Origin of the sequence: Tenacibaculum sp. Ill (genome assembly GCF_051938915.1) — a bacterium.
GTDB lineage: Bacteria > Bacteroidota > Bacteroidia > Flavobacteriales > Flavobacteriaceae > Polaribacter > Polaribacter larymnensis.
Window position 1 is genome coordinate 2,830,345 of record NZ_JBPSCW010000002.1, and the last position, 22,998, is coordinate 2,853,342.

Annotated in this window: 27 protein-coding genes and 1 pseudogene; 24 read left to right on the plus strand and 4 right to left on the minus strand. The window is 30.9% G+C overall.

Features of this window, described 5'->3' with window-relative positions; translation table 11 throughout:
- The first annotated feature begins 478 nt into the window (after positions 1 to 478).
- The 8 genes from ACTPNM_RS13240 to ACTPNM_RS13275 all read left to right on the plus strand — a co-directional run bounded on the left by ACTPNM_RS13240 (position 479) and on the right by ACTPNM_RS13275 (position 5,835).
- Positions 479 to 1,183, plus strand: a complete 705-nt coding sequence (locus ACTPNM_RS13240; protein ID WP_440122284.1) for an Abi-alpha family protein — start codon at positions 479 to 481, stop codon at positions 1,181 to 1,183.
- A gap of 211 nt (positions 1,184 to 1,394) precedes the next feature.
- Positions 1,395 to 1,886: a hypothetical protein gene (locus ACTPNM_RS13245; RefSeq protein ID WP_440122286.1), complete on the plus strand. Its 492-nt coding sequence runs from the start codon at positions 1,395 to 1,397 to the stop codon at positions 1,884 to 1,886.
- Positions 1,887 to 2,022: 136 nt separating this feature from the next.
- Entirely contained in the window at positions 2,023 to 2,730 is a 708-nt protein-coding gene (locus tag ACTPNM_RS13250) for a DUF3667 domain-containing protein (protein WP_121148434.1), read from the plus strand.
- A gap of 90 nt (positions 2,731 to 2,820) precedes the next feature.
- Complete coding sequence (locus ACTPNM_RS13255) at positions 2,821 to 3,753, plus strand: hypothetical protein (RefSeq protein WP_440122288.1); 933 nt, start codon at positions 2,821 to 2,823, stop codon at positions 3,751 to 3,753.
- A 40-nt stretch (positions 3,754 to 3,793) separates the two neighbouring features.
- Positions 3,794 to 4,126, plus strand: a complete 333-nt coding sequence (locus ACTPNM_RS13260; protein ID WP_440122289.1) for a hypothetical protein — start codon at positions 3,794 to 3,796, stop codon at positions 4,124 to 4,126.
- A 78-nt stretch (positions 4,127 to 4,204) separates the two neighbouring features.
- Entirely contained in the window at positions 4,205 to 5,137 is a 933-nt protein-coding gene (locus tag ACTPNM_RS13265; RefSeq protein ID WP_440122290.1) for a hypothetical protein, read from the plus strand.
- Between the two features lie 187 nt (positions 5,138 to 5,324).
- Positions 5,325 to 5,486: a hypothetical protein gene (locus ACTPNM_RS13270; RefSeq protein WP_440122291.1), complete on the plus strand. Its 162-nt coding sequence runs from the start codon at positions 5,325 to 5,327 to the stop codon at positions 5,484 to 5,486.
- A 193-nt stretch (positions 5,487 to 5,679) separates the two neighbouring features.
- Complete coding sequence (locus ACTPNM_RS13275; RefSeq protein ID WP_274640278.1) at positions 5,680 to 5,835, plus strand: hypothetical protein; 156 nt, start codon at positions 5,680 to 5,682, stop codon at positions 5,833 to 5,835.
- Between the two features lie 149 nt (positions 5,836 to 5,984).
- Here the strand turns inward: ACTPNM_RS13275 and ACTPNM_RS13280 are convergent, their stop codons facing one another.
- Positions 5,985 to 6,584 carry a leucine-rich repeat domain-containing protein gene (locus ACTPNM_RS13280; protein WP_440122293.1) on the minus strand — a complete coding sequence of 200 codons (600 nt, stop codon included), beginning with the start codon at positions 6,582 to 6,584 and terminating at the stop codon, positions 5,985 to 5,987.
- A gap of 223 nt (positions 6,585 to 6,807) precedes the next feature.
- Between ACTPNM_RS13280 and ACTPNM_RS13285 the strand changes: the two genes are divergently transcribed.
- The 15 genes and pseudogenes from ACTPNM_RS13285 to ACTPNM_RS13355 all read left to right on the plus strand — a co-directional run bounded on the left by ACTPNM_RS13285 (position 6,808) and on the right by ACTPNM_RS13355 (position 18,681).
- A complete protein-coding gene (locus ACTPNM_RS13285; protein ID WP_274640280.1) occupies positions 6,808 to 7,293 on the plus strand; it encodes a GNAT family N-acetyltransferase in 486 nt (161 codons plus the stop codon).
- 140 nt (positions 7,294 to 7,433) lie between these two features.
- Positions 7,434 to 7,811 carry a nuclear transport factor 2 family protein gene (locus tag ACTPNM_RS13290; RefSeq protein ID WP_440122295.1) on the plus strand — a complete coding sequence of 126 codons (378 nt, stop codon included), beginning with the start codon at positions 7,434 to 7,436 and terminating at the stop codon, positions 7,809 to 7,811.
- 17 nt (positions 7,812 to 7,828) lie between these two features.
- Positions 7,829 to 8,446, plus strand: coding sequence for a DUF7079 family protein (locus ACTPNM_RS13295; RefSeq protein WP_440122296.1), 618 nt, complete (start codon positions 7,829 to 7,831; stop codon positions 8,444 to 8,446).
- A 206-nt stretch (positions 8,447 to 8,652) separates the two neighbouring features.
- Entirely contained in the window at positions 8,653 to 10,983 is a 2,331-nt protein-coding gene (locus tag ACTPNM_RS13300) for an endonuclease/exonuclease/phosphatase family protein (protein WP_440122297.1), read from the plus strand.
- A gap of 218 nt (positions 10,984 to 11,201) precedes the next feature.
- Positions 11,202 to 11,726: a hypothetical protein gene (locus ACTPNM_RS13305; protein WP_440122298.1), complete on the plus strand. Its 525-nt coding sequence runs from the start codon at positions 11,202 to 11,204 to the stop codon at positions 11,724 to 11,726.
- Between the two features lie 332 nt (positions 11,727 to 12,058).
- Positions 12,059 to 12,703, plus strand: coding sequence for a hypothetical protein (locus ACTPNM_RS13310; RefSeq protein ID WP_440122300.1), 645 nt, complete (start codon positions 12,059 to 12,061; stop codon positions 12,701 to 12,703).
- Between the two features lie 51 nt (positions 12,704 to 12,754).
- On the plus strand, positions 12,755 to 14,317 hold the full coding sequence (locus ACTPNM_RS13315) for a serine hydrolase (protein ID WP_440122301.1): 1,563 nt from the start codon (positions 12,755 to 12,757) through the stop codon (positions 14,315 to 14,317).
- A complete protein-coding gene (locus ACTPNM_RS13320; RefSeq protein WP_440122302.1) occupies positions 14,307 to 14,999 on the plus strand; it encodes a hypothetical protein in 693 nt (230 codons plus the stop codon). The genes ACTPNM_RS13315 and ACTPNM_RS13320 overlap by 11 nt, the downstream gene beginning before the upstream one ends.
- Positions 15,000 to 15,118: 119 nt before the next feature.
- Entirely contained in the window at positions 15,119 to 15,565 is a 447-nt protein-coding gene (locus ACTPNM_RS13325; protein ID WP_440122303.1) for a MarR family winged helix-turn-helix transcriptional regulator, read from the plus strand.
- A complete protein-coding gene (locus ACTPNM_RS13330) occupies positions 15,549 to 15,971 on the plus strand; it encodes an organic hydroperoxide resistance protein (RefSeq protein ID WP_440122304.1) in 423 nt (140 codons plus the stop codon). The genes ACTPNM_RS13325 and ACTPNM_RS13330 overlap by 17 nt, the downstream gene beginning before the upstream one ends.
- Before the next feature lie 11 nt (positions 15,972 to 15,982).
- Positions 15,983 to 16,618 carry a nitroreductase family protein gene (locus tag ACTPNM_RS13335; RefSeq protein ID WP_440122306.1) on the plus strand — a complete coding sequence of 212 codons (636 nt, stop codon included), beginning with the start codon at positions 15,983 to 15,985 and terminating at the stop codon, positions 16,616 to 16,618.
- Positions 16,619 to 16,801: 183 nt separating this feature from the next.
- Complete coding sequence (locus ACTPNM_RS13340) at positions 16,802 to 17,272, plus strand: DinB family protein (RefSeq protein WP_440122307.1); 471 nt, start codon at positions 16,802 to 16,804, stop codon at positions 17,270 to 17,272.
- 62 nt (positions 17,273 to 17,334) lie between these two features.
- Positions 17,335 to 17,475: pseudogene (locus ACTPNM_RS13345) on the plus strand (winged helix-turn-helix domain-containing protein); the annotation flags it as partial.
- 3 nt (positions 17,476 to 17,478) lie between these two features.
- Positions 17,479 to 17,985 carry a transcriptional regulator gene (locus tag ACTPNM_RS13350; RefSeq protein ID WP_440122308.1) on the plus strand — a complete coding sequence of 169 codons (507 nt, stop codon included), beginning with the start codon at positions 17,479 to 17,481 and terminating at the stop codon, positions 17,983 to 17,985.
- Between the two features lie 18 nt (positions 17,986 to 18,003).
- Positions 18,004 to 18,681, plus strand: coding sequence for an SGNH/GDSL hydrolase family protein (locus ACTPNM_RS13355; RefSeq protein WP_440122309.1), 678 nt, complete (start codon positions 18,004 to 18,006; stop codon positions 18,679 to 18,681).
- Here ACTPNM_RS13355 and ACTPNM_RS13360 read toward each other — a convergent pair.
- From ACTPNM_RS13360 to ACTPNM_RS13370, 3 genes are all read right to left on the minus strand, one after another.
- Positions 18,678 to 19,304, minus strand: coding sequence for a tetratricopeptide repeat protein (locus ACTPNM_RS13360; RefSeq protein ID WP_440122310.1), 627 nt, complete (start codon positions 19,302 to 19,304; stop codon positions 18,678 to 18,680). The two genes, ACTPNM_RS13355 and ACTPNM_RS13360, sit on opposite strands and share 4 nt — an antisense overlap.
- A gap of 91 nt (positions 19,305 to 19,395) precedes the next feature.
- Positions 19,396 to 19,815, minus strand: coding sequence for a DUF2141 domain-containing protein (locus ACTPNM_RS13365; protein WP_440122311.1), 420 nt, complete (start codon positions 19,813 to 19,815; stop codon positions 19,396 to 19,398).
- Positions 19,816 to 19,941: 126 nt separating this feature from the next.
- Entirely contained in the window at positions 19,942 to 22,098 is a 2,157-nt protein-coding gene (locus ACTPNM_RS13370) for a TonB-dependent receptor (RefSeq protein WP_440122313.1), read from the minus strand.
- 235 nt (positions 22,099 to 22,333) lie between these two features.
- On the opposite strand from ACTPNM_RS13370, the gene pdxH reads away from it, so the two are divergent.
- The gene (gene pdxH, locus ACTPNM_RS13375) at positions 22,334 to 22,981 is read left to right on the plus strand and encodes a pyridoxamine 5'-phosphate oxidase (RefSeq protein ID WP_440122314.1); all 648 of its coding nucleotides are present in this window, start codon (positions 22,334 to 22,336) and stop codon (positions 22,979 to 22,981) included.
- Positions 22,982 to 22,998: the final 17 nt, after the last annotated feature.

Genomic DNA, 22,998 nt, shown 5'->3' on the forward strand with positions numbered 1-22,998 from the left:
CCCGATTAGGCTTGGGGTGGCGACCCGATTAGGCTTGGGGTGGCGACCCGATTAGGCTTGGGGTGGCGACCCGATTAGGCTTGGGGTGGCGACCCGATTAGGCTTGGGGTGGCGACCCGATTAGGCTTGGGGTGGTGACCCGATTAGGCTTGGGGTGGCGACCCGATTAGGCTTGGGGTGGCGACCCGATTAGGCTTGGGGTGGCGACCCGATTAGGCTTGGGGTGGCGACCCGATTAGGCTTGGGGTGGCGACCCGATAAAAAAGTTACACTTTTTTATCTTACTTTTTTTATATTTGAGAGTGTTAATAAAATTGCTATATCTTCCACTTATTTTACTTTGCAAGATGTGTATTGGTAATTTTATTATGAGGATAAATAAGTTGTAAAACATTTAAGACAAACATAACGTTGAATGAAAGAAGTTATTGAAAGCCTTAATTTAACCAAGCAAATACTGAATAAAATTGAAAAGTTTATGTCCAAATTGTTAGGACCTTCAATTACTGAATTTGGCGAATTATTTGCCGATAATGTTAAATTTAGAAGATTGAAAAATCAAGTCAGAATTTTCAATAAAACAAGAGAGTTACTTGATAAAAATGGACTTGAACCACGAGAATTAAACCTTAAAACATTAGTACCATTAGTAGAAAAGTCATCTGTTGAAGATGATGAATTTTTACAAGATAAATGGGCAAGTTTGATTGCAAACATTTCAACCACACCAGAAAATGGTTTAGAACCAAGATTGATAAATACTCTTTCATCGTTATCTTCTTTAGAAGCAAAAATATTTGATTTTATTTATGAAGATTTGGATGTTCAGAGACAATTAAAATTAGCAAGATTATTAGATAACAAATACAAAAAATACACTCTAGAAGATATAAGTATTGATGACATAATTATTTCCTTCGAGTCTGTAAAAGATGGATTTAAATTGGATGAAAAATTCACTAAAATTTATATTGACAACTTAGAATCACTTGGACTTTTACGATATGAAGAACCACAAATAGATATAGATGATGGCTCAACTTCTGCTGACTTTGATGATGACGATGAAGATAATCCAACAGTTGACTTAAATTTAGATTTATCTGCGAATTATACGAACTCTGATGATTTTCATATTACTGAGTTTGGAAATTATTTTATTGAACAATGTAAATCGAAATAAAAACGTTTTACGACAATGTATAACTGCAACTACGGCAGTTTTGACTGTATCTGAGTTAACCTGAAACTACTAATGTCAAAAAGTATTAGATTTACTCCTATTACTTATAGTTAATATGAAACCTTCAGCTACAATTTTCAAAAATCAGCTTAATTAAATTAAATCTCCTAATAAAACAAACCTCTATCATACTTTAATTCATAAAAAAACAATGTTTAACGAAATAAAAGGAATTCTCTTTTTTATATTTATTTTTCTATGTATTGGCTCAATTGGGCTCACAATTCTTGATTTAGTTAACAACCGTTATTTCAAAGAGTTTGAGAATATTAAAAGCTTAAATAATAAAGGAAAATATATGGATATAGACTATCTTTTAATAAAAGAAACGTGGGATAGAAATGAAAATACAAGTGAAGGAATTAGATTTGATATTGAAGGTACATTATTAAGTGATGGTTCTAATTTAAAATTATCAGTTGGTTTTAAAGAATATATCGACTTTAACCTCAAATATCAACCTTTATATAAAAGTAAATTAACAGGATATTATTTTTTAAAAGACGCACCTAAAGAATATTATAATGGAAAATATAGAGGTATGTACGCTCTAATCGTTCTTAAATTTGCTTTTTATTTTATTATAACATTCTTAATCTACAGTTTAATTAAATATATTAAGAATAGAAAGTATAGGCTATAAAAAAATGAATAATAAAAATTGAATGAATAAATTAAAGGTCAGTTATAAATCGAAAATTTAGTGCATAAAATTCGCTACTTTTCATATACAAGACCGTTGGAAAAAATAAAATCAGAACACTTAATTAAAGAATTAAATGAATTGCATTTCCTGTAATTTTGAACACAATGAAAAATATTGTCCAAATTGTGGTGAAAAAAATGGAACTAAAAAAATAACTTTAAGTTCAATAGTTGAAGATTCATTTTCATCTATTACAAATATGGATAAAGGCCTTTTATTTAATATAAAAGCACTATTGCTACATCCAAGAAAAATTACAATTGACTATGTTTTAGGAAAAAGAAAAGGGATTCTTAACCCTATTTCGTTTCTAATTCTTGCTATTACCATATATATAATTGTAATAACCTTTTTTAAGGTACCAAAAGAATTAGTCGAAGAAAATAGTATTACAAAATCTAAACTTAAAGAGACAGGTAATTACGTTGGACTTTTCATTAGAACTTACTTGAAGTATTTTTGGGTATTGTGCATAATTCCACTAGGAATATCATTAAAACTATTTTTTAGAAAATATAATTTAATAGAACATCTAGCTATAAGTTCATTTATAATTGGACAAGCTACTTTAATAGGAATTTTAAGCTACTTAATTTTCAGATTTCCATTAATTTTAGATCCAGTAGTTTATCTAGTCATTCTATGGTTAGTTTATAGAATATTTAAAAATAATAACGATAGAATTGAAGCAATTCTAATATCAATAACCGTTTTAATATTATTCATAATTCAATTAATTATAATTATTGGAATAATCGGAGGAATAAAATACTTTTTCTAACAATGGCTATAAATGATTACTCATACTCGCCTACTTCTTAACCACGTAACTAATATTATACAAGAACGTTAGCATTAAATAAAAAAAAGAATGATAAAAAAATCAACTATAATATTTTTTTTTCTTACATATTTATTTTTTTCTTTTAGTAAGAAAAACACAGAAGATATTCTACGATATTTCGATAATGATAAAGATATTTTTAATATCAAATCTGATAATTCATTAACTACATTTAGAGCTGTAAAAGATGATAATGGAAACATTGTAAAAAAAAGTGAATCTCCAACTAATTTATTTAACAATAGACTTAATAGATTTTCTACAAAATTTAATGTCTACTCTGAAGTAAAAGTATACTGCGATTCAAATCATAATTATCATACTAGAGTATTTAAAGGTGTTTCTGACAAAAATGGCGAAGCTACAGAAATGACAATTAAAAGTATTTTTAAAGAACAAAAAAGACTTGATTATATTTTTGACAACAATAGTAATTTATTAGAGCTTCAAAGCTACGAACTAATTAATAATCGTATCATTATTGTAAAACCTTTTAAGCCTAAAATTCAAATAACTAATAATCAAAAGAATAATGAACGCTACATACCTAAACACAAGATTAACACTTATAATTTTAAATTGGGACTTAAGAAACAGATTTCAATAAACAAATACGGTAAAATGTTAAATGAAGCATTTTATGATTTTTATAAAAACGATGGGACTTTTAAATCATCTCACCTAAGCTTTAATTACAACGATAAACAAAAGCTTATTGAAAAAGAGTTATCGGGAGGAATTAAGAGAATCTATGAATACAAAGATGATTTATTAATCAAAGAAAAGTGGTTAGATTCAACTTTTATAACAAAAAAGTATATACCTTTTTTAGAAAACAAATATACATACGAACCTAATAATATAAATTGGAAAAAAAGGATTACTGAAAGCTACGAATTATCTGAATCAGGAACAAAATCAGCTTTCAAGTACTCTATTATCGAAAAGAAGAAAAACTAACGCTAACAATGGCTATAATTCAATGAAAAACAACTCCACAATGTCATCCAACAAATTCTTTCTCGGAGAAGGAGAAGATGGAATTTATTCTGACATAACGATTGAGATAAGAAAATCAGAACAAGCAACTATAAATCGTAGAGCTAATATTCAATTACAAGATGAAGAGATCTCAAGAGCAATTGAAAAAGAATTTAAAACGAATTGGATTGAGAGATATAAAAAGGATGAAATTTATCTGGAAATTATAATTCTAAATGTTGGAATCGATCCGACCGGACGAAAGTATAAAGTGGATAATTCTGTTGGAGGAGTGATGCATGATGCACTGCCAAAAATTAGTATTCAACCGCCTCAGATATTTGGATTGTAAAACACAAAAAAAGTAGCTAACAAAACCTAAACTACATTAAAACACAGTTTATCTAAACCGCTCTACACAATTTAACAAATGAAAAAACTTACAATAATTTTAATTCTAGCTTTTACTGTATTTGTTTCCTGTAGGCAGAGTAAACAAGAAAAACAACAAGTAACTCCTGAAAAGTCTGAGTTTACTGAACTTATAAAAGAAGATTACAAACTTTATAAGCCAACAAAAGAAATTAAAGCGGTTTTAATTCTGTTTGGAGGTTACCCAGAAGTTGCTAAAGACATTAAAAGAGAGTTTAAAATCCTTGATATCGCTAGAAAAAATAATATTGCAGTTATACTTTCTAATCTTAATCAGAAATTATGGCTTGAAGAAAACGAAAAACAACAACTCGCCAAAAGTTTACAGAATATAATTACAGAAAACCAATTGCCAACTGATAATATTTTTATTGGAGGTTTTTCAAGTGGTGGAGTTATAAGTCTTTTAATAAGTAATTATATTGTTGGTATGAAACAATTTTATATCGACCCAAAAGGAGTATTTATTGTGGATTCTCCTATAGACTTGGTTGCTTTGTATAAATCTTCAGAAAAAAATATAGAACGAAATTTTTCAGAGCCTTCAATTTTAGAAAGTACTTGGCTATTAGAAACATTAGGTAATAACTTTGGCAACCCTAAAGACAGTATTAAAAAATACGAGGAAAAAGCTGTATTTACCTCTAGTACAGACAATATTTCTAACATAGAGAAACTAAAAAACACTAAGATTAGACTTTATACAGAACCTGATACTCTATGGTGGAAAAAGAATAGAATGGCTGATTATGACCAAATGAATGCTTTCTATATCAAAAAACTATATGAGAGTTTAAAAGCTAAAGATTTTAATAATGTTGAGTATATACCAACCACCAACAAAGGGTATAGAGCAAATGGTGAACGACACCCTCACAGTTGGGCTATTGTAGACAAAAAAGACCTAATAAACTGGATATTGACAAAATAAATACTGGCTACAACTATAATTATAGAGATAACTTTTCCTGTTTTGTTTCAATCATCTCTATACTTCTTTAAGAATAGTTATTTGTTAAATTTAGTTAAGTAAGGAATTGCCTTACTTTTATTACGGTTTATTTTGTTTCTCCATTTTATTTTATTACTAAGTTTAGTAAATTTTAAAACTCAAAATTATGTTAAAGAACATTTCAAACTTAGGTTCTGTTTTAAACAAAAACGAACAACAATCTATTAATGGTAAAGGGGAAACATCTTGTCCTTCAGGATATTGCTTAAATTGGAGTGGAGGTTGTACACATATAGCTAGTGCTCCCCTTGATGATTGCGTTAATTAATATTATTAGTCCTCGCCCACCGAGGACTTTTTTATTATATAACTATTATTCATAAAAACATAGTAAGTTCTTTTCAACAATAACTAATTGTTAAATTTAGTTAAGTAAGGAATTGCCTTACTTTTATTACGGTTTTAAAGATTCTTTCATTTTTATTTATACCTAGTTTTGATAAAATTTTAAATTAAAAATTATGTTAAAGAACATTTCAAACTTAGGTTCTGTTTTAAATAAACAAGAACAACAATCTATTAACGGAGGAACAACTGAATGTCGTTTCCTACCTCACCCTTGTGATGATCATCATGAATTTGATGAAAACTGTAGGTGTGTTCCCAAAACAATGTAATTAAATTTATCAGCGAACTTCGGTTCGCTATTTTCTTTTTAAAACTATTCTTGTTTTAAATACAACTAAGCTTAGTATTCAACTAAATATAAAACAGTCATCTTAACTTGATAAAATGACTGTTTTTTGTTAACCCTAATTAATACTAACTAGTACAACACAAAATCAATATTATCAATATCTGATCCTCTAAAAGCTCCAGTAATACTACCTTCTAATTTTTGAGGCAAAATTACTTTTCTTAACTTCTTGCTATCCTTAAAGGAATCGCTCCCTAGAGTTGTTATATGCTCTGGAATTGTAAGTTCTTCAAAATCATTCTCCGCAAAACAATCGTTATATAATGTAGTTACTGACTCTGGTAAATCTATACCCCTAAGCGCATTACCCACAAAACAAAACATATGAATCGTTGTAACTGGTGCTTCAATAACTAGTTTTTCAATCTTATTTCTCCCAAAAGCTCCTCCTCTAATTTCTGTAACTTTTGAAGGAATTACCAGCTCTTTAATTTCATTTTCATAAAAAGCATCTTCATCTATATACTCTAGAAACTTTGGTAAAACCACCGCTTTGAGCCCTTTGTTATCAAAAGCTTCCCTTAGTATATATTTTACAGGTTTATCGTTAATATTATCGGGGATCACAATATCAGTAGACTTTCCTGTATAATCTAAAATTGCAATACCTCCGTTAAGTTCTCTAAAAGAATAATCCTCATTTTTTAAAATAGCAACTTGTTCTTCCATTTTTATTTGATATGATGTTTTATTATTAATTACAAATATCAAATGTATACGGTAGGTAATAGCCTATAAAAAGTAGTTTGTTTTCGTAGCATTTGTTTTTATATTCGTAATTATACTGGCTAACCCTGTTTACTGATCAGATATACAAAATTGCGATAATTAGATTTTTTTAAATTTTTAATCAAATTGCTACTATTCTGAAAACAACTCATAAAAATATTGCATGAAAATAATACTAACAAAATTTACAGAATCTGACTTTACCGATTATTTCAAACTCGTAAATAATGAAAAAGTCATGGAAATGATTACCGAAAGAGCTATTGAATTAGAGGAAGCTAAAAAAGACTTTGAAAAATTAATAAAAAACAACAGGCTTACATCAAGTTTCGGTAACTTCAAAATTATTGATGAAAATACAAATGAGTTTTTAGGATTAGCTAAACTAAAAATAACAGAGGTTAACACTACTGAAGCTGAACTAGGATATATGCTTTTGCCTGAACACTGGGGAAAAGGAATTGCTAGTACTGTTGGAAGAAGGTTAATTGAAATAGGTAAAAAACAAAACTCTTTAAAAAGAATTTTTGCAATAATAGACCCTAAAAATATTCCCTCAAGAAAAGTTTTAACAAATAATGGATTCTACTCAAAAGAGTTTAAAGATTTTGACGGATTACCTGGAGAAATACTTGAATTAAATTTATAAATGTATTTTGCATATATAAACTCTAAAAAGAATATTAATTCATTAATACTAAAAACTAACATTCAACTATTTTTTGAGCGAAAATTAAAACCTTACCTTTAGAATGACTGTGTATGTAACCTTAAATAAACCTAGAACTAATGAATAAAAGTGAAATAGCTAAAAAATACCTAGAACACCTAGAAAATGGAAATATAGAAAAAGTTATTAATCTGTTTAGCAATAACGGAATTGTTGAGTCTCCTATCTATGGAATTAAAAAAGCTGACCAATTTTATCGTGAATTAAATAATGACACTTCTAATTCTGAACTTTTCCTAAAAGGGATTTTTGAACAAAATGATTCTAACAATTTAGCTCTTTACTTCACCTATAAATGGACTTTAAAAAACAATGAAAAAGTAGAGTTTGATGTTGTTGATATTATTGAACTTGATTATGAAAACAAAATAACCAAGCTAAAAATAATTTACGACACAGTTATTTCTAGAAAGTTAGTAAATGACTTAAATGAGTAAAGCTCAACCAATCAAAAATGCTGAAGTTTTTAAAGAAAATATTTAGTAAAAAAGGAACCTTTTTTGGGGCTACGAATTATAAAATAGATGATATGATTTGTGGCATTGGAAAAGCTAAAATTCTAGAAACTGAGATTGAAATTTCAGAATACCCTTTTAAACCATCAGCTGTATTCCCTAATAAAACAATTAAAGCTAGTAAAATAATTGCTATTTGCCATCAATCTTATCCCCCATTAATTAAAATGGGTAATGAAGTTATATTTATCTCTCGAGAACATGCCGAGTTACTTAAAGAGTTTACAGAAAAAAACAACATAGCTACTTTTAGAGAAACCAAAAACTGGAACTGGTTATTAGAGCCATACCTTGACACAGAAAACACTTCAGAAGAAAATATTAAAACAACCCAATTACTAAACAAACACGGTATTTCTAACTCTGAGATAACAAAAATAAGAGACGAAGTAGGTAAACAAATGTATAAATACAATTTTGACACCATGCTTTGGGATTGGTTTAGTTTAGGGTTACCTGATGTATTGGCTGCTATGAGAGTTAAGTATAACGAAAAAGAATTTGCTGATTTCTATAAAAGAGCAATGGAAATTGAGCTTAGAAATAAAAACAAATAACACCCCTAGTTTTTCTCTACTATTTTAAGTAAACATACTAAGAATTGTTATTTACAACTACAAAAATAACAATGACTTAACAGACTATTTACGCTCTCTTCACTTATAAAAAATACTAACTTATAAATTTGGCAACTAATCAATTAACTATTTCTGTAGTCTAGATTCAACAAGAATTTATACAACATCAAACTAATTTAACCCCCATGAGAAAAACTATTTTTTTTGCTTGCTTCTTATTAATAGGAAGCATTATCAAATTACACGCACAAAGTGTAAACCCTTCAAAAACCACTTATGTTCCTAACGAAGCTATCACTGTCAATTTTTCTAACGGTCCAGGAAATTCAAAAGATTGGATTGGCATCTACAATCAAGGAGATACACCTGGGCTTGTAAGCTCTATTGATTGGTTATATGTAAATGGAAAACAAAGTGCTACCAAAAAACTTAAAAATGGTAGTGTTACCTTTTCTTCTGGTTTACCAAATACTGGAACTTATAAAGTATATTTTTTTCAGAATGACGGTTATACCGTGCTAGCTTCTTCAAGTTTTACGGTGGGTACAGAAACTCCAACCTGCTCTCCTATTTCACAATCTGGATGGACTTTACAATATGCAGACAGCCAAGAAACATCAGGTGAAAACGGAGTAGCTACTAATGCTTTTGATGGTGACTCATCAACTATTTGGCATACCGAATGGAGCGCTAATCAACCAACGCACCCACATGAAATTCAGATTAACTTAAACGGTATTTATGATGTTTGCGAGCTAAAATACTTACCTCGCCAAACAGGAACTAACGGTACCATAGCCGATTATCAAATTTATGTAAGTGATACTCCTTCTAATTGGGGGGCTGCGGTAGCCACCGGAACTTTTGCTTCCAATCAAACAGAAAAAACTGTTAGTTTCCCTAAAAAGCAAGGGCAATACGTACGCTTAGTAGCCACTTCTGATATCAACAACGGAAATTATACCTCAGCTGCTGAAATCAATATCGGAGGAACTTTAATTCAAGTAGGAGCTCCAGTAACTAACTTTACATCAAACACCTCTTCTATTATCGCAGGACAACAAATTTCTTTTACAGATAGTTCTACCAACAATCCTACTTCTTGGAATTGGACATTTGAAGGAGGAACACCTGCTACCAGTACCGCTCAAAATCCAGTAGTAACCTATACTACCGAAGGAACTTACAATGTAACCTTAACCGCTAGCAATACTACGGGCAGTAATACCACTACTAAAACAGGCTATGTTACTGTTCGTAACACCAATAGCCTTAAAGTATTGCAATTTAATATTTGGCAAGAAGGAACTTCAGTACCAAACGGAATGACCTATATTAGAGATGTTATTGCTGAAGTAAATCCTGATATTGTCTGTTTTAGCGAAGTAAGAAACTATACGGGTGATTGGACTACTAAAATTGTAAACAACCTTGCTGCTATTGGCTTAAATTATAACAGAGGTTATGCTTATGGCGATGTTTCTATCATTAGTAAATACCCTATCACCTCATCGGGTACCAACCTAGGTGCGATTTCGGTTTTTGAGGTAGATGTTAACGGGCAAAGTGTAGTGGTAGCAACGGCACACTTAGATTATACTTACTATGCTACCTATCTTCCAAGAGGATACAACTGTGGTGGTTCTTCTCCTTACACTGGATGGAGTAAAATAGGAGCTACAAACCAAGATCCGCAACCAGTTACCGATCCTGCTATCATTTCAGAACAAAACTTAGGTTCACGAAGAGATGAGCAAATTGCTGCGTTTATCAATCATATAAAAAATGAAACTCGTCCAGTAATTTTAGTGGGGGATTTTAACGAACCTTCGCACTTAGACTGGACCTCAAGACAAGCCAATATGTTTGACCACCACGGAGTAGTATTCCCTTGGCACACGACCAAAACTTTAGAAAATAATGGTTTTGTAGATGCTTTTAGAGAAGTATATCCTGATGAAGTTGCCAATCCTGGTATCACATGGCCTTCTGTTGCTACAGGGGTTGGAAGCACTAGCTGGACACCAGAAGCTGACGAAAGAGATCGTATTGACTATATTTTTTACCGAGGTACTACCCTTTCTGCTACGAGTGCTGCTCTTGTAGGTCCAAAAGCTTCGTATGTTAACAATGTATCGAGTACTGCTAATACCCAAAACGACACGTTTGAAGCAGACCAATTGCCTTGGCCTTCTGACCATAAAGGAGTTAGTGCGGTAATCAATCTATCAGCAAATAGTGCAGCTAGAATGTTTGAAACAACCAATAACACTACACAAACCGAAGATACCTTTAGCGTATATCCAAACCCAACAAAAGGAATAGTGAATATCAAGTGTGAAGACTGTGCTCCTTTTACCTATACAGTACGAAACTTTTTAGGGCAAACAATTTTACAGCAAACTGCTACACAAAACAATGTGAACATTAATTTAAAATTAGCCCCTAAAGGAATGTATTTTGTTGATGTAAAAACCAAGAAAAAAACGCTTACCTATAAAATTATAAAAGAATAAATCATTCCCAAAAAATTACTACAGAAATAGATACATATTGATGCCACAGAATCCCAAGCTAATCACTTGGGGTTTTTTAGTATATTTAGTTCGCAAAAAATGAGAAGAGAATAAAATTGCTAAAACTTCCACTTATTCTACCATAAAAGGAATATAATGGTAATTTTATTCTTCATATAATCTAATTATAGGTAATTAAACCAATCCTAATAAAAAATATGGAAATAGTGTATTTAACAATTACTGGACTAAGCATAGTTGCATCAATTTTAGCTTGGATTGCTAAACTTAAATGGAGTTCAGAATATAGAGAGGTAAAAAAAGCGCAGATTGAGTCTATACAAGAACAGGTTAAAGTCTTAAAAGAAAAAAACGAAACTCTCAAAGAATTAACTTCTGAAAAAATAATGGCTCACTATAAGAGTACTAAAGAAGGACTAGAATCCTTAAATAATAAGATTCTTGAAGAGAAAAATGAACTTCAAATAAAAGTTAACGAAATGGAGTCTGAAATTGAAAGGTTAAAAGAAGAAAATAAAAACTCCATTCAGTTACCCGATTTCAGTCAACTCAAAAATATGTCAATTCAAATTGAAAATTCTCTTAAAAACTTTACAGAAAATTACTCTACCCAGTATAAGAAACTTTCTAGTTCACTTGAGAAGATGAAACATGTTGATTTCGTTATTAAGAATAATGATAATATTTATATGATTGAAACTAAAAAAAAGAGAAGTAAATAATAACTACCTATAACAAGGCCTATAAGTAATTGCTTGTTTTCTGTTTATTCTGCAAACCTCACGGATTTTCAGTTTGGTGCGTACTTGCAAAGTGAGGTACTAAACCACGCGACTACTCATAGCCGAGACCGTAAACAAACATTTTGAAAAATTCTCACAAAATAATAAAGTTTAATTCTGATTCGAAATTCAAGGAATCAAGTATACATTTGTTATCAGAACTAAAACCAGCTGGAACTAAATTAATTTTAGAACCTAAAACTGAGTTAATTGAACTCTTAAAACTAACATTGTTTGATTTACTTCTAAAGCAAGTGCTGGTAATAAAAAAAATGCTAAAGAAATCTCACCCGAGAGATCCGTATTTAAGAAAATACACAGTAGTTGAAACTGGAAAAAACTACTCGACATATAATCCAAACAATTTCGAAAAGTATTTTACAGAGAGAATTGATGAGGATAGCTATTTTCAACTGAGGTCATACTTAAGAGTTATATTTAAAGAAATACCACCCGAATACAAGTATAAAAAAGAGATTATTCATGATTTAAAAATTGATAACCTTTTTAAAAATAATTTGATTTTAAGTGCTTTTTCTTGGTTTAGGACTAACCAAAAAGGAAATAAATTAAAAATTGATATTACAGAATACCTAAACAAAGTAGATGATAACATAGGAGATTTAATTGATAAAGAACCTAATAAAGCGCTTGAGTTAATACTATTTCTTCAAGGAAATATCTTCCTTCTCAAAAACTTAAACTTTGAACTTTTAGAAAAACTTAAATTAACTTCTACCGCATATTCAAATAATAATGAATATTACGACGATTGGTTTGGAATCAACTTTATATATGATTCTGACTTATCTATTTCTGACTTATTTTCTGATATATCAGAGATGTTTGATTCAATAGATGATTATTTTAACTTTGGTTCTGGAGGAAGTTGGGATGCAGATTATGATTTCGATTAAAAGTACTTATAACATCAATCTATGAAAAATAGATTAATAATAAAGAAATATATGAAAACTATCAAGTTGACAATACTTACATTATTTGTTACATTAAATTCAATATTTGCCCAAGAAATTAATTCCTCTGAAATTGACGCTCTTGTTAATCGCGCTTTAGCATCAACCCCATCGGTAGGAATTGCAGTCGCTGTGGTAAAAGATGGAAAAGTAATTCACTCTAAAGGATACGGAGTTAAATCCATTAAAAACAAAGAAAAGATAGACGAAAACACCTTGTTTGCCATTGCTTCAAATTCAAAAGCATTTACTGCCGCTACCCTAGCAATATTGGTTGATGAAGGAAAACTAAAATTGGAAGATAAAGTTATTACCTACATTCCAGAGTTTAAAATGTACAACGATTATGTAACCGCTAATTTTACCATTCTCGATCTTTTAACCCATAGAAGCGGTTTAGGACTTGGGGCAGGTGATTTAATGTTTTTCCCTGATGGATCTAATTTCACCATCAAAGATGTAGTGAGTAGTTTTCAATATCAAAAACCAGTTTCAGCTTTTCGTACCAAATACGATTATGACAATCTTTTGTACATCGTAGCAGGAGAAGTCGTAGCTAGAGTTAGTGGTATGCCTTGGGCAGATTTTGTACAGTCAAGAATATTTAATCCGCTAGGAATGAAAAATTCTGCTCCTATAAGTTCTAAATTAGCTAAAAATGCAAACCTAGCATTGCCTCATGATTCTGAAGGAGAAAAAATTAAACAACTAGCTACTTACGATAATGATTTGGTTGCAGCTGCTGGTGGTATTTATGCAAGTGTACACGATTTAAGTAAATGGATGCTAATGCAACTAAATAATGGAAAATATGGCAAAGAGTTATCTAATCAATTATTTTCTGAGAAACAGCAAAGACAAATGTGGAGTCCTCATACTAACTTAAGATTTACCACAAAACCCAACCCTAGAACTCAACAACATTTTTCCGCTTACGGTTTAGGTTGGTTTATTGCCGATAAACAAGGAAAAATTGTGATTAGTCATACAGGTGGCTTACCGGGTATGCTATCAAAAACGGTTTTAGTTCCTGAGCTTAACTTAGGGATTGTAGTTTTAACAAACTCCTTACCTGGCGGAAAAGCTTATAGTTCTATTCCAGAAACAATATTGGATTCGTACTTAAAAATTCAAGTAAAAGATTGGGTAAAAATATTAGCAGATCAAGCAAAAGCTACTGGACAAGAATCAGATTCAGTAACTACCAAAGTTTGGGAAACAGTTGAGCAAAACAAATCCGTAAACATCAATTTAAACAACTACCTAGGAACTTATAAAGACAATTGGTTTGGTGATGTAGAAGTATCGTTAAAGAATGGAAAGCTTTGGTTTACTTCTAAACGTTCCCCTAAGTTGAATGGACAAATGTTCTATTACAAAGCAACCACCTTTGCTATTAAGTGGGAATATAAAGACATGAATGCCGATGCATTTGCTACATTTAATTTAAATGAAGAAGGCAAGGCAATTGGTATAAAAATGAAAGGTATATCTCCTAATATTGATTTTAGTTTTGATTTTCATGATTTAAATTTGAAACGAATTGAGAAATAATAGAGCTACCCAACTGGACCATAAATTTGTAACGGAGCACAAACTATCAACCACTCCCCCACCAGCAGATTCGTTGTTTTGGAATATGTGGAATACTTGTGAAGACATTGCTAATAAAGCATTGAACACTCAATTTATTCAAGAGATAAAATCAGGAACGCTAAGTCCAGTAAATTATGGAGGTTTTAATATTAATGATGCTTATTATTGTTTTAACGGAGCGCAAGATTATTTAACTGCCATGAACAGGACTTCAAACGCTACCCTTAAAGCACTTTTATTCAAAAAATATGATAGCTATCAAAAATACAATGAAACATTTCCTAAAACATGGCATATAAAAGACGCTACGGGAATTGTACCCAATGAAGTTTGTAAACAATATTCTCAATTTGAGTCTATGGTAGCCTCTCATCAAGATCCCATTTATGCACTTATAGTAATGATACCTTGTGAATATTTATGGGCTTGGTTAGCAGAACAGCTTGCTCCTACTTCTTCAAAAAATCTTTATGCTTCCTGGATTGCTGGTAACAACGATCCTAGTGGAGCTTACGCTATCGGAAACTTTTTAATTGAATATCAGAAAGAAAATCCTATAGATGAAAAATTAGCTACACAATTTTACACCCAAGCAATAACCTACGAATATCAAAATTTCAATACTGCATTAAACAGTTAATCATTCAGTAAAACAAGCGAATTAACATTCTTAAAATAATTTTCACATAATTTTACAATAATTAAATTGTACACAATTTAATTGTGAGATATATTTGTATCGTCATTTATAAGTCAATTATGTCAGAACAATTAAAATTAACCAATCAAGTATGCTTTCCGGTTTATACGCTAGCGAAAGAAGTAATTAGTTTATACCGCCCCATACTAAAAAAGCTAGATTTAACATATCCTCAATATTTAGTAATGTTAGTTTTATGGGAAGAAGGTGGTCAAAGTGTCTCAGAAATAGGTTATAAACTTAATTTGGACAGTGGTACCCTTACTCCTTTACTTAAAAGGTTAGAACAGAAAAAACTTGTAGAGAGAAAAAGAGAGATAGCGGACGAACGTGTTGTGAAAATTAATTTGACAGAACTAGGAAAGAATATCCAAGAAAAAGCAGAATGCGTCCCTGGTCAAATTATGACTTCGTTAAATATTTCTGTTGACAAATTAACAGAGCTCAAAAATATAATAGAACATATCTTAAATCAGATTAATAAAAATAATGAAACCAATTTATAATATCAGCGCCAAAGCAACTGGTGGAAGAAACGGACATGTAAAAAGTGAAAACGGAGTTTTAGAACTTGATGTTAGACATCCTAAAGCGCTGGGAGGAGCTAATGACGATTATCCAAATCCTGAAATGCTTTTTGCAGCAGGATATTCAGCTTGTTTTGATAGTGCATTAAACTTAGTCATCAAAAAATCTAAAATTAATACTGGTACAACTACTGTCAAAGCAACAGTAAGTATTGGTCAGATAGAAAATGGTGGTTTTGGACTTGCAGTAACATTAGATGTAAATATCCCTGATGTTTCTTTAGAAGAAGCAAAAACCTTAACTGAAAAAGCACATCAAGTTTGTCCTTATTCAAATGCTACAAGAGGAAACATTGAAGTAAAATTAAATACAACAAATAATTAAATATTAATATAATGTCATTAATAGAAAATCTTAACTGGCGACATGCTGTAAAAGCTTTTGATCCAAACAAAAAAGTAAGCGAAGAAAATATTGAAAAAATTATTGAAGCTGCTAGATTAGCACCAACCTCATCGGGGTTACAACAATTTAGAGTTATTTCAATATCAAATCAGGAAGTTAAAGAAAAGCTAATACAAGGAGCTTTAAACCCAGATTCTATGAAAGATTGTTCACATGTGTTAGTTTTTGCTGCTTGGGACAACTATACGGCTGAAAGAATAGACAAAGTGTTTGACTATACTACAGACGAAAGAGGGTTACCTAGAGGTAGATTTAGTAGCTATACGGACATGCTTAAAAAAGTGTATTTAGATCTTCCTGACGAAGTTAATTTTGCACACACATCAAGACAAACTTATATCGCTCTAGGGTTAGCTTTAGCACAAGCTGCAGAGTTAAAAGTAGACACTTGTCCTGCTGAAGGATTTGACAATAAAGTGGTTGATGAAGTTTTAGAATTAAATAAAATGGGCTTAAAAAGTGTATCATTGATGTACATTGGTTATGCCGACGATGAAAAGGACTGGATTAAACCAATGAAAAAAGTTAGAATTCCTAGAGAGGAATTCGTTATTGATGTAAAATAGTACAGCAATAAACACCGTTTTATCAAAAAGTAAAACACTCAACAAAATGCTTTTCTTACAGCTTTGCCTGTTTATAGAAAAGCATTTGTTTTTTAATTAACGTAAATTCCATACTTCATTTTAAAATGAAGTAGAATATAAAAGCGTCATGTACTTTTACACTCTAACAACAATAAGGTAACTATGAACGCTATAGAAAATATACTATTAAACTTTTCAGAAACAAGAAGACGAAGCATAAAACTGTGGAAAGGGATTCCTAATGAACTTTTAAACTGGAAACCTGATTCAGAAGCCTTTTCGATTATCGAAATGATAAGACACACTCTAGAAGGTGAACATTTATTTCATACAATTATTAAAAACAGAGGTAATTTAGGTGACTATAAATCTCCTTGGGAAAATTTAGCGTACTCAGATTTAAAAAATGAACTTAGCTTTGCTGAAAAATATCATAACAGTTTTATAGAGATGATAAAAACACTTAATGAAGCTGATTTAGAGAATATACGCATTGAACGAAAAGAAGTTAATCAAAGTAAAACATTAGGAGATTATTTAAACAGAATGGTGTATCATGAAGCTGTTCATACTGGTCAACTATTAGGGTATTTAAGAACACTTGGTCTTAAACGACCTAAAATATGGGATTAAACAATAATAAAAGCTAAAAAACTATCGAAGAGTTAGAACATCAGTTTAGTAAAGTTGCTGCTATTTTAGGAGATAAGTCTCGCGCTATCATCTTATGGAATTTACTGGATGGTAGAGCCTATACCGCTACAGAATTAGCTACAAGTGCAAATATATCACTACAATCGGCAAGCAATCATTTAAAAAAATTGGTTTCAGCAAACATCTTGTCCGTTGAAAAACAAGGAAGGCATCGCTACTTTAAATTTGCTAACGATGAAGTTGCACAAGTTATAGAGTCAATGGCTAGTTTAATTTCCATAGATAATAATTACAAAAAAATTAAGACTCCTAAACTGAATGATTTCACCTATGCCCGAACCTGCTACGATCATTTAGCAGGTAGCCTTGGTGTAAAAATAACAACAGCATTACTTGCTCATAAAATCATTACAATTTCTGATAAAAATTATATTGTTACTCAATATGGAGAAGAATGGTTTAATGAAGTTGGCGTAAATATTAATACTATCCAACAGAAAAAACGTTCTTTTGCTCATCAATGTTTAGATTGGAGTGAAAGAAAACATCACATTGCAGGAGCATTAGGAGCTTCTCTTCTCGAAGCAATGATTAAAAAAGATTGGTTACGTAAAAAACCAAACTCTAGAGAAATTATTATTACCTCTTTTGGTAGAATAGAATTGAAAAATAGGTTAAATTTAGAGGTGTAAAACATAATACTAACTTCTTTGAAAAAACTACTTTACTTACTTCTCTTTCTTCAACTTTCAGTTCAAGCACAACAAATATTATTTGTTGGAAATAGTTTAACCTATACGAACAACATGCCTAAAATGTTGGAGTATATTGGAAAACAACAAGGAGTTACTATTAAAACCAAAAGCTTATGTTATCCTAATTACGCTATAATCGATCATATTAACGAAGGAAAGCTTCAAAAACTACTAGCTAAAAAACAATTCGATTATCTAATTATTCAACAAGGTCCTTCTTCACAAGCAGAAGGAAAAAGAATGTTAGTACAAGATGGGGCTATAATAAAAGCTCTTTGTGAGCAATATAACACCAAACTTGGCTACTTTATGGTATGGCCATCCGTTAGATATTACCATACTTTTGATAAAGTAATTGAAAATCACAAATCTGCCGCCAAACAAAATAGCGCTTTGTTATTTCCTGTGGGTAATCTATGGAAAGAATACAATACTTATAAAAGCAAAGAGTCTTTATATAGCCTAGATAACTTTCATCCTTCAACAACTGGAAGCTTTTTAGCTGCCCTTGCTATTTTTCATCAATTATATCCAACAAAAAACCTTCAACAACTCCCTTTTAAAAAGTATAAAAAATGGGTAACTGATGAAGATTCTTTTAACTTATTAATTCAGTTGGTACAAAAGTATTAGGACTTCATACACTTTTTCAACACCTGTTCTGCTCTTTGTGCATTAAATTTAGGATAAAATTTTTCTTTTATTTTTTCTTCTTTTCCTAACTCAATAGCTCTTTTTACATTATTACAAAAAGGCTCTGTAGATTGACCAAAAAAACGTGCTGCTCCCATATCTGACTCTGCTTTACTTAAAATAACTCTCGGATTGTTAGGTGCTATTTTTAGTGCTTTTTCATACAACCCTGCATTTTTCATTGACATGGTCATTCCATATTTCTGTCCATCAAAAGCCATATATGAAACATGTAATAATGCCTGTGCAATTAATATTTCTGGATTTTCTGGTGAAATAGATTTTGCGGTATCTAAAAACTCTTGTGCCTTATTTAATTTAGTTATTAACGTTGCTTCTTCTTTTATTTGAAAACTTTCTATTATATGAATCATTCCTGCGTAATAAGACGGCAACCAGTTGTTTTTTTCTGCTTTAGAAATACGTTCGAATAATTGAGCTGCTTCAGTTGTTTTATTTGCCCCCCACAACTCAAAAGCTTTTGTCATTCCTTTTTCATATTGAGTTTGTGCTGAAATACTTATTGTAAATACTAATAGTACTAATGTTATTATTTTTTTCATGTTTTTAATCTTTATTGTTTTGTTTTTATTACTCTACAGGAAGTAGAATATCTTCATTAAATACTCTATCAAATAACTAATTCTTCTTTTGTTAATTTATATTAATCACTAATGACATGTCTTTATTTACCAAGAATTTGGCGTCTTTATATCTTGGAGGCCCCATAAATCCTTTTGCATCATTAGAAATTCCTATTGGCTCTTTTGGTATTCCTATGAAATTTGTATCTATTTTTTTATTATCATTTGTATCGTGAAAGCAAGAAACCGCATATGTGCCTTTTGGAATATCGTGAAACTCAACCCTCGCCTTTTTATTAGTTATCTTTACAACCTCTCCCTTATACCCTTCTTTTAAAAAACTTTTTTCAGTATTATATAACGCCACAAATAATGCACCTTTATCTGATTTTATTCCTTTAAAATCAATTGAAACTGTATGTGTATTTTGAGCTACCATAGGTGTTAAGCCCCCAAATAAAATTATCATTGTTAAAATTGTTTTTTTCATCTGTCTCGTATTTATTTTAGAAATATTGATTTTTATCTTGACTATTCAAATATCTTTTGATTTTCGTTAATTATATAAAAAAGAATACTGAATCGTTATTTTTAATAACTGAACCGTTGTTAGCTCTTATAAGTTATTTAACTGATTGTCCTTTTTATTATCACTAATCGTCCAAAAGAACCCTACAAAGAAGAAACTATCAGCCGATGGTATTATAGCTTGTCGGTTGTAAGTACCTGTTGAGTTTGGGGTATTCTTGTAATTATATCCAAAAACATTTTGTGTTCCTAAAACATTGTTTACTGAGAAATACAAGATTTTTTGCTGACTAATTAAGTATGCCCAATTTAAGCTTACAGAATTATAATTTTTAGTTTTCTGATTCAAAAACCCACCTTTGTTAGGGTTTGTATAGCTTCTACCTGAAGCAAAATTATAACTCATCCCAACTTGACTTTTCCAATCTGCAATCCAATGTTTTGCTACGACTGATAAATTGTGTGTTGATGCAAAATTTGGTGTAGCTTTTACTGGGTAGTTTTTATAATCTCTTTCAGTATCTAAAAATGAATATGACACCCAATAATCTGTATTTTTTACATTTTTATTATCTCTCCAAAAAACATCTATTCCTTTAGAATATCCTTCTCCTAAGTTTGAGTAATTTGAATAGGGTAACGCTCTGTGAGTATCATATTTTACTAAATCTTGATACTTTTTATAATACCCTTCTATTCTTAAAATCTGTTTGTTTTTAACATACTGATAATTCGCTATAAAATGAGAAGTGTTTTCTGCTTTAAATTGCGTGTTGAATTTTAGGTATTCATTTTTAGGATTTTGATAAAAGCGTCCGTAAGCTAATGAAAACTGTGCGTTTTCTCCCGGTTTATAAGCTATAGAAGCTCTTGGTGAAATGGTAAACTCATCTAACAGTTCAGAGTTTTCCATGCGTACTCCTACTTTCGCTGCTAACTTTTTACTAAAAAAGACGTCTGCTTCAATAAAACTTCCAAAGATATTATTGTCAAATCCGTATATAGCACTTCCATTCGTTTCACTATTATAATCTTCAGAAAAATCGGTTATAAAATATTCTGCACCAAAATTCAGTTTAAATCGGTTTGAAAACCTCTTTTTCAATGTTGCTTTAACATGAGCTGAGTTTTCATTATCTACAACCTTATCATCCAATATATTCATCTTTGAATTATCATTAGTAAACGATACCCCACCTGAGACTGTCCAATTATTAGCTAGATGTTGTTTATAGGAACCATTGAAGTACAAGTTTCTATTTTTCAATCCAAAACGAAATCCATCTTCATAATTAATATCATCTTGAATCATATCAAAATCAGTATAACTATAAGCTCCGTACAACTTCAACAAAGACTCGTTTTTAAATCTAAATCGGTATACAGCTTCTCCATTCAACGACTGTACAGGTTTGTTCCAAGTATTTCTATCAGGAAATAATTTTTGATAAGGTGCTAAATTGATATACGAAGCGTTCACACTTAGTGAATTCTTTCCAAATACCTGAGTATTTCCTACTCCTAAACCAACTGTCATTAGTGAGATGTCTGTCTTCTCTTTTATTGCTTCATCATTCGTATTCAGTAATAAAACACTCGATAGCGCTTGACCGTATTCTGCTGAATAACCTCCTGTAGAAAATGTAATTCCTTTAAATAAAAAAGGAGAAAATCGACCACGAGTAGGAATGTTACGTGCCGAAGGACTGTATGGTGTAAACACTCGAATTCCATCAATAAAAATTTGTGTTTCATCCGCTTCCCCTCCGCGAACAAATAAACGCCCATCTTCACTTACCGAAGAGGTTCCTGGTAATGTTTGCAAGGCTCCAATAAAATCTCCCAAAGCACTCGCTGTTGTTACCACATCTAAAGGTTTTAACGCAGTTACTTTAGCATTATCTCCTGCTTCAAAAGTTCCTGCATTTATAGTTACAGCATCCAACGTATTTACATCTTCACGAAGCATTATTTTTAAATTTTTAAATGTTGATACTTCAGCAGTTTTCATATACGTTTCAAAAGAAATAAAAGACACTGTTAATGTTTGTTGTCCTTTTTCTGAAGTTGTAAAAGAAAAGTTTCCTTTTTCGTCAGACGAAGTTCCGTCGTAAGTTCCCTCTAAATATACATTTGCCCCTTCAATAGGATTACCTTTAGTATCGGTTACTTTTCCTGAAATAGTTGTTTGTGCAATTAATAGTGTATGCGTTAAAAAGCATATAGCAAGTAATAAATGTTTCATTCTGTTTGTTTTTGACACCACAAAACTGCTTTCTTTTTAAACTTCAACACAAAAAGAAATACTCAACTGTATAATTTTACGGATGAATTGTTTTACGCATCAAAACTAAAACTACTTAACTATCTTCATTTTACCTTTCTTGCTTTTAATTATTCAAATCTTGCTAAATTTTAATACCCAACACCTACAATACTTTTGATAATGTTGTACTTTTACATAGTATAAATTAAGAAGAATGGCACACGATTTAAGTGACTATAGAAAATCTTACGAAAAAAGAGAGTTACTAGAAAATAACTGTCCTGAAAATCCTATTGAATTATTTAGGGATTGGTTTTTTACTGCAGATGAATCTGAAATGGTAGATGAAGCAAATGCTATGACAATTGCATCTATTGGATTAGATGGTTTTCCAAAAAGTAGAGTTGTTTTATTAAAGAAATATACATGGGAAGGCTTTATTTTTTATACCAACTATAATTCAGAAAAAGGAAAGGCTATTTTAAACAACAATCATGTGTGTTTGTCATTTTTCTGGTCTGGTTTAGAGCAACAAATTATTATTAAAGGGAAAGCTGAAAAACTTGCTGAGAATTTATCTGATGGTTATTTCGAATCGAGACCAGACGGAAGTAAATTGGGAGCTTGGGCTTCTAACCAAAGTGAAGTAGTGACTTCTCGTAATGAGCTAGATAACAATCTTGCTTCCTTTGAAAGAAAGTTTGAAAATCAAGACATACCTAGACCCAAACATTGGGGTGGTTTTCTAGTTAAACCTGTTTCTATCGAGTTTTGGCAAGGACGACCTAACCGTATGCACGATCGCATTAGATACACCTTACAAAAAGATTTTTCTTGGAAACTTGAACGTTTAGCTCCTTAGTTTTATATTTACATAGC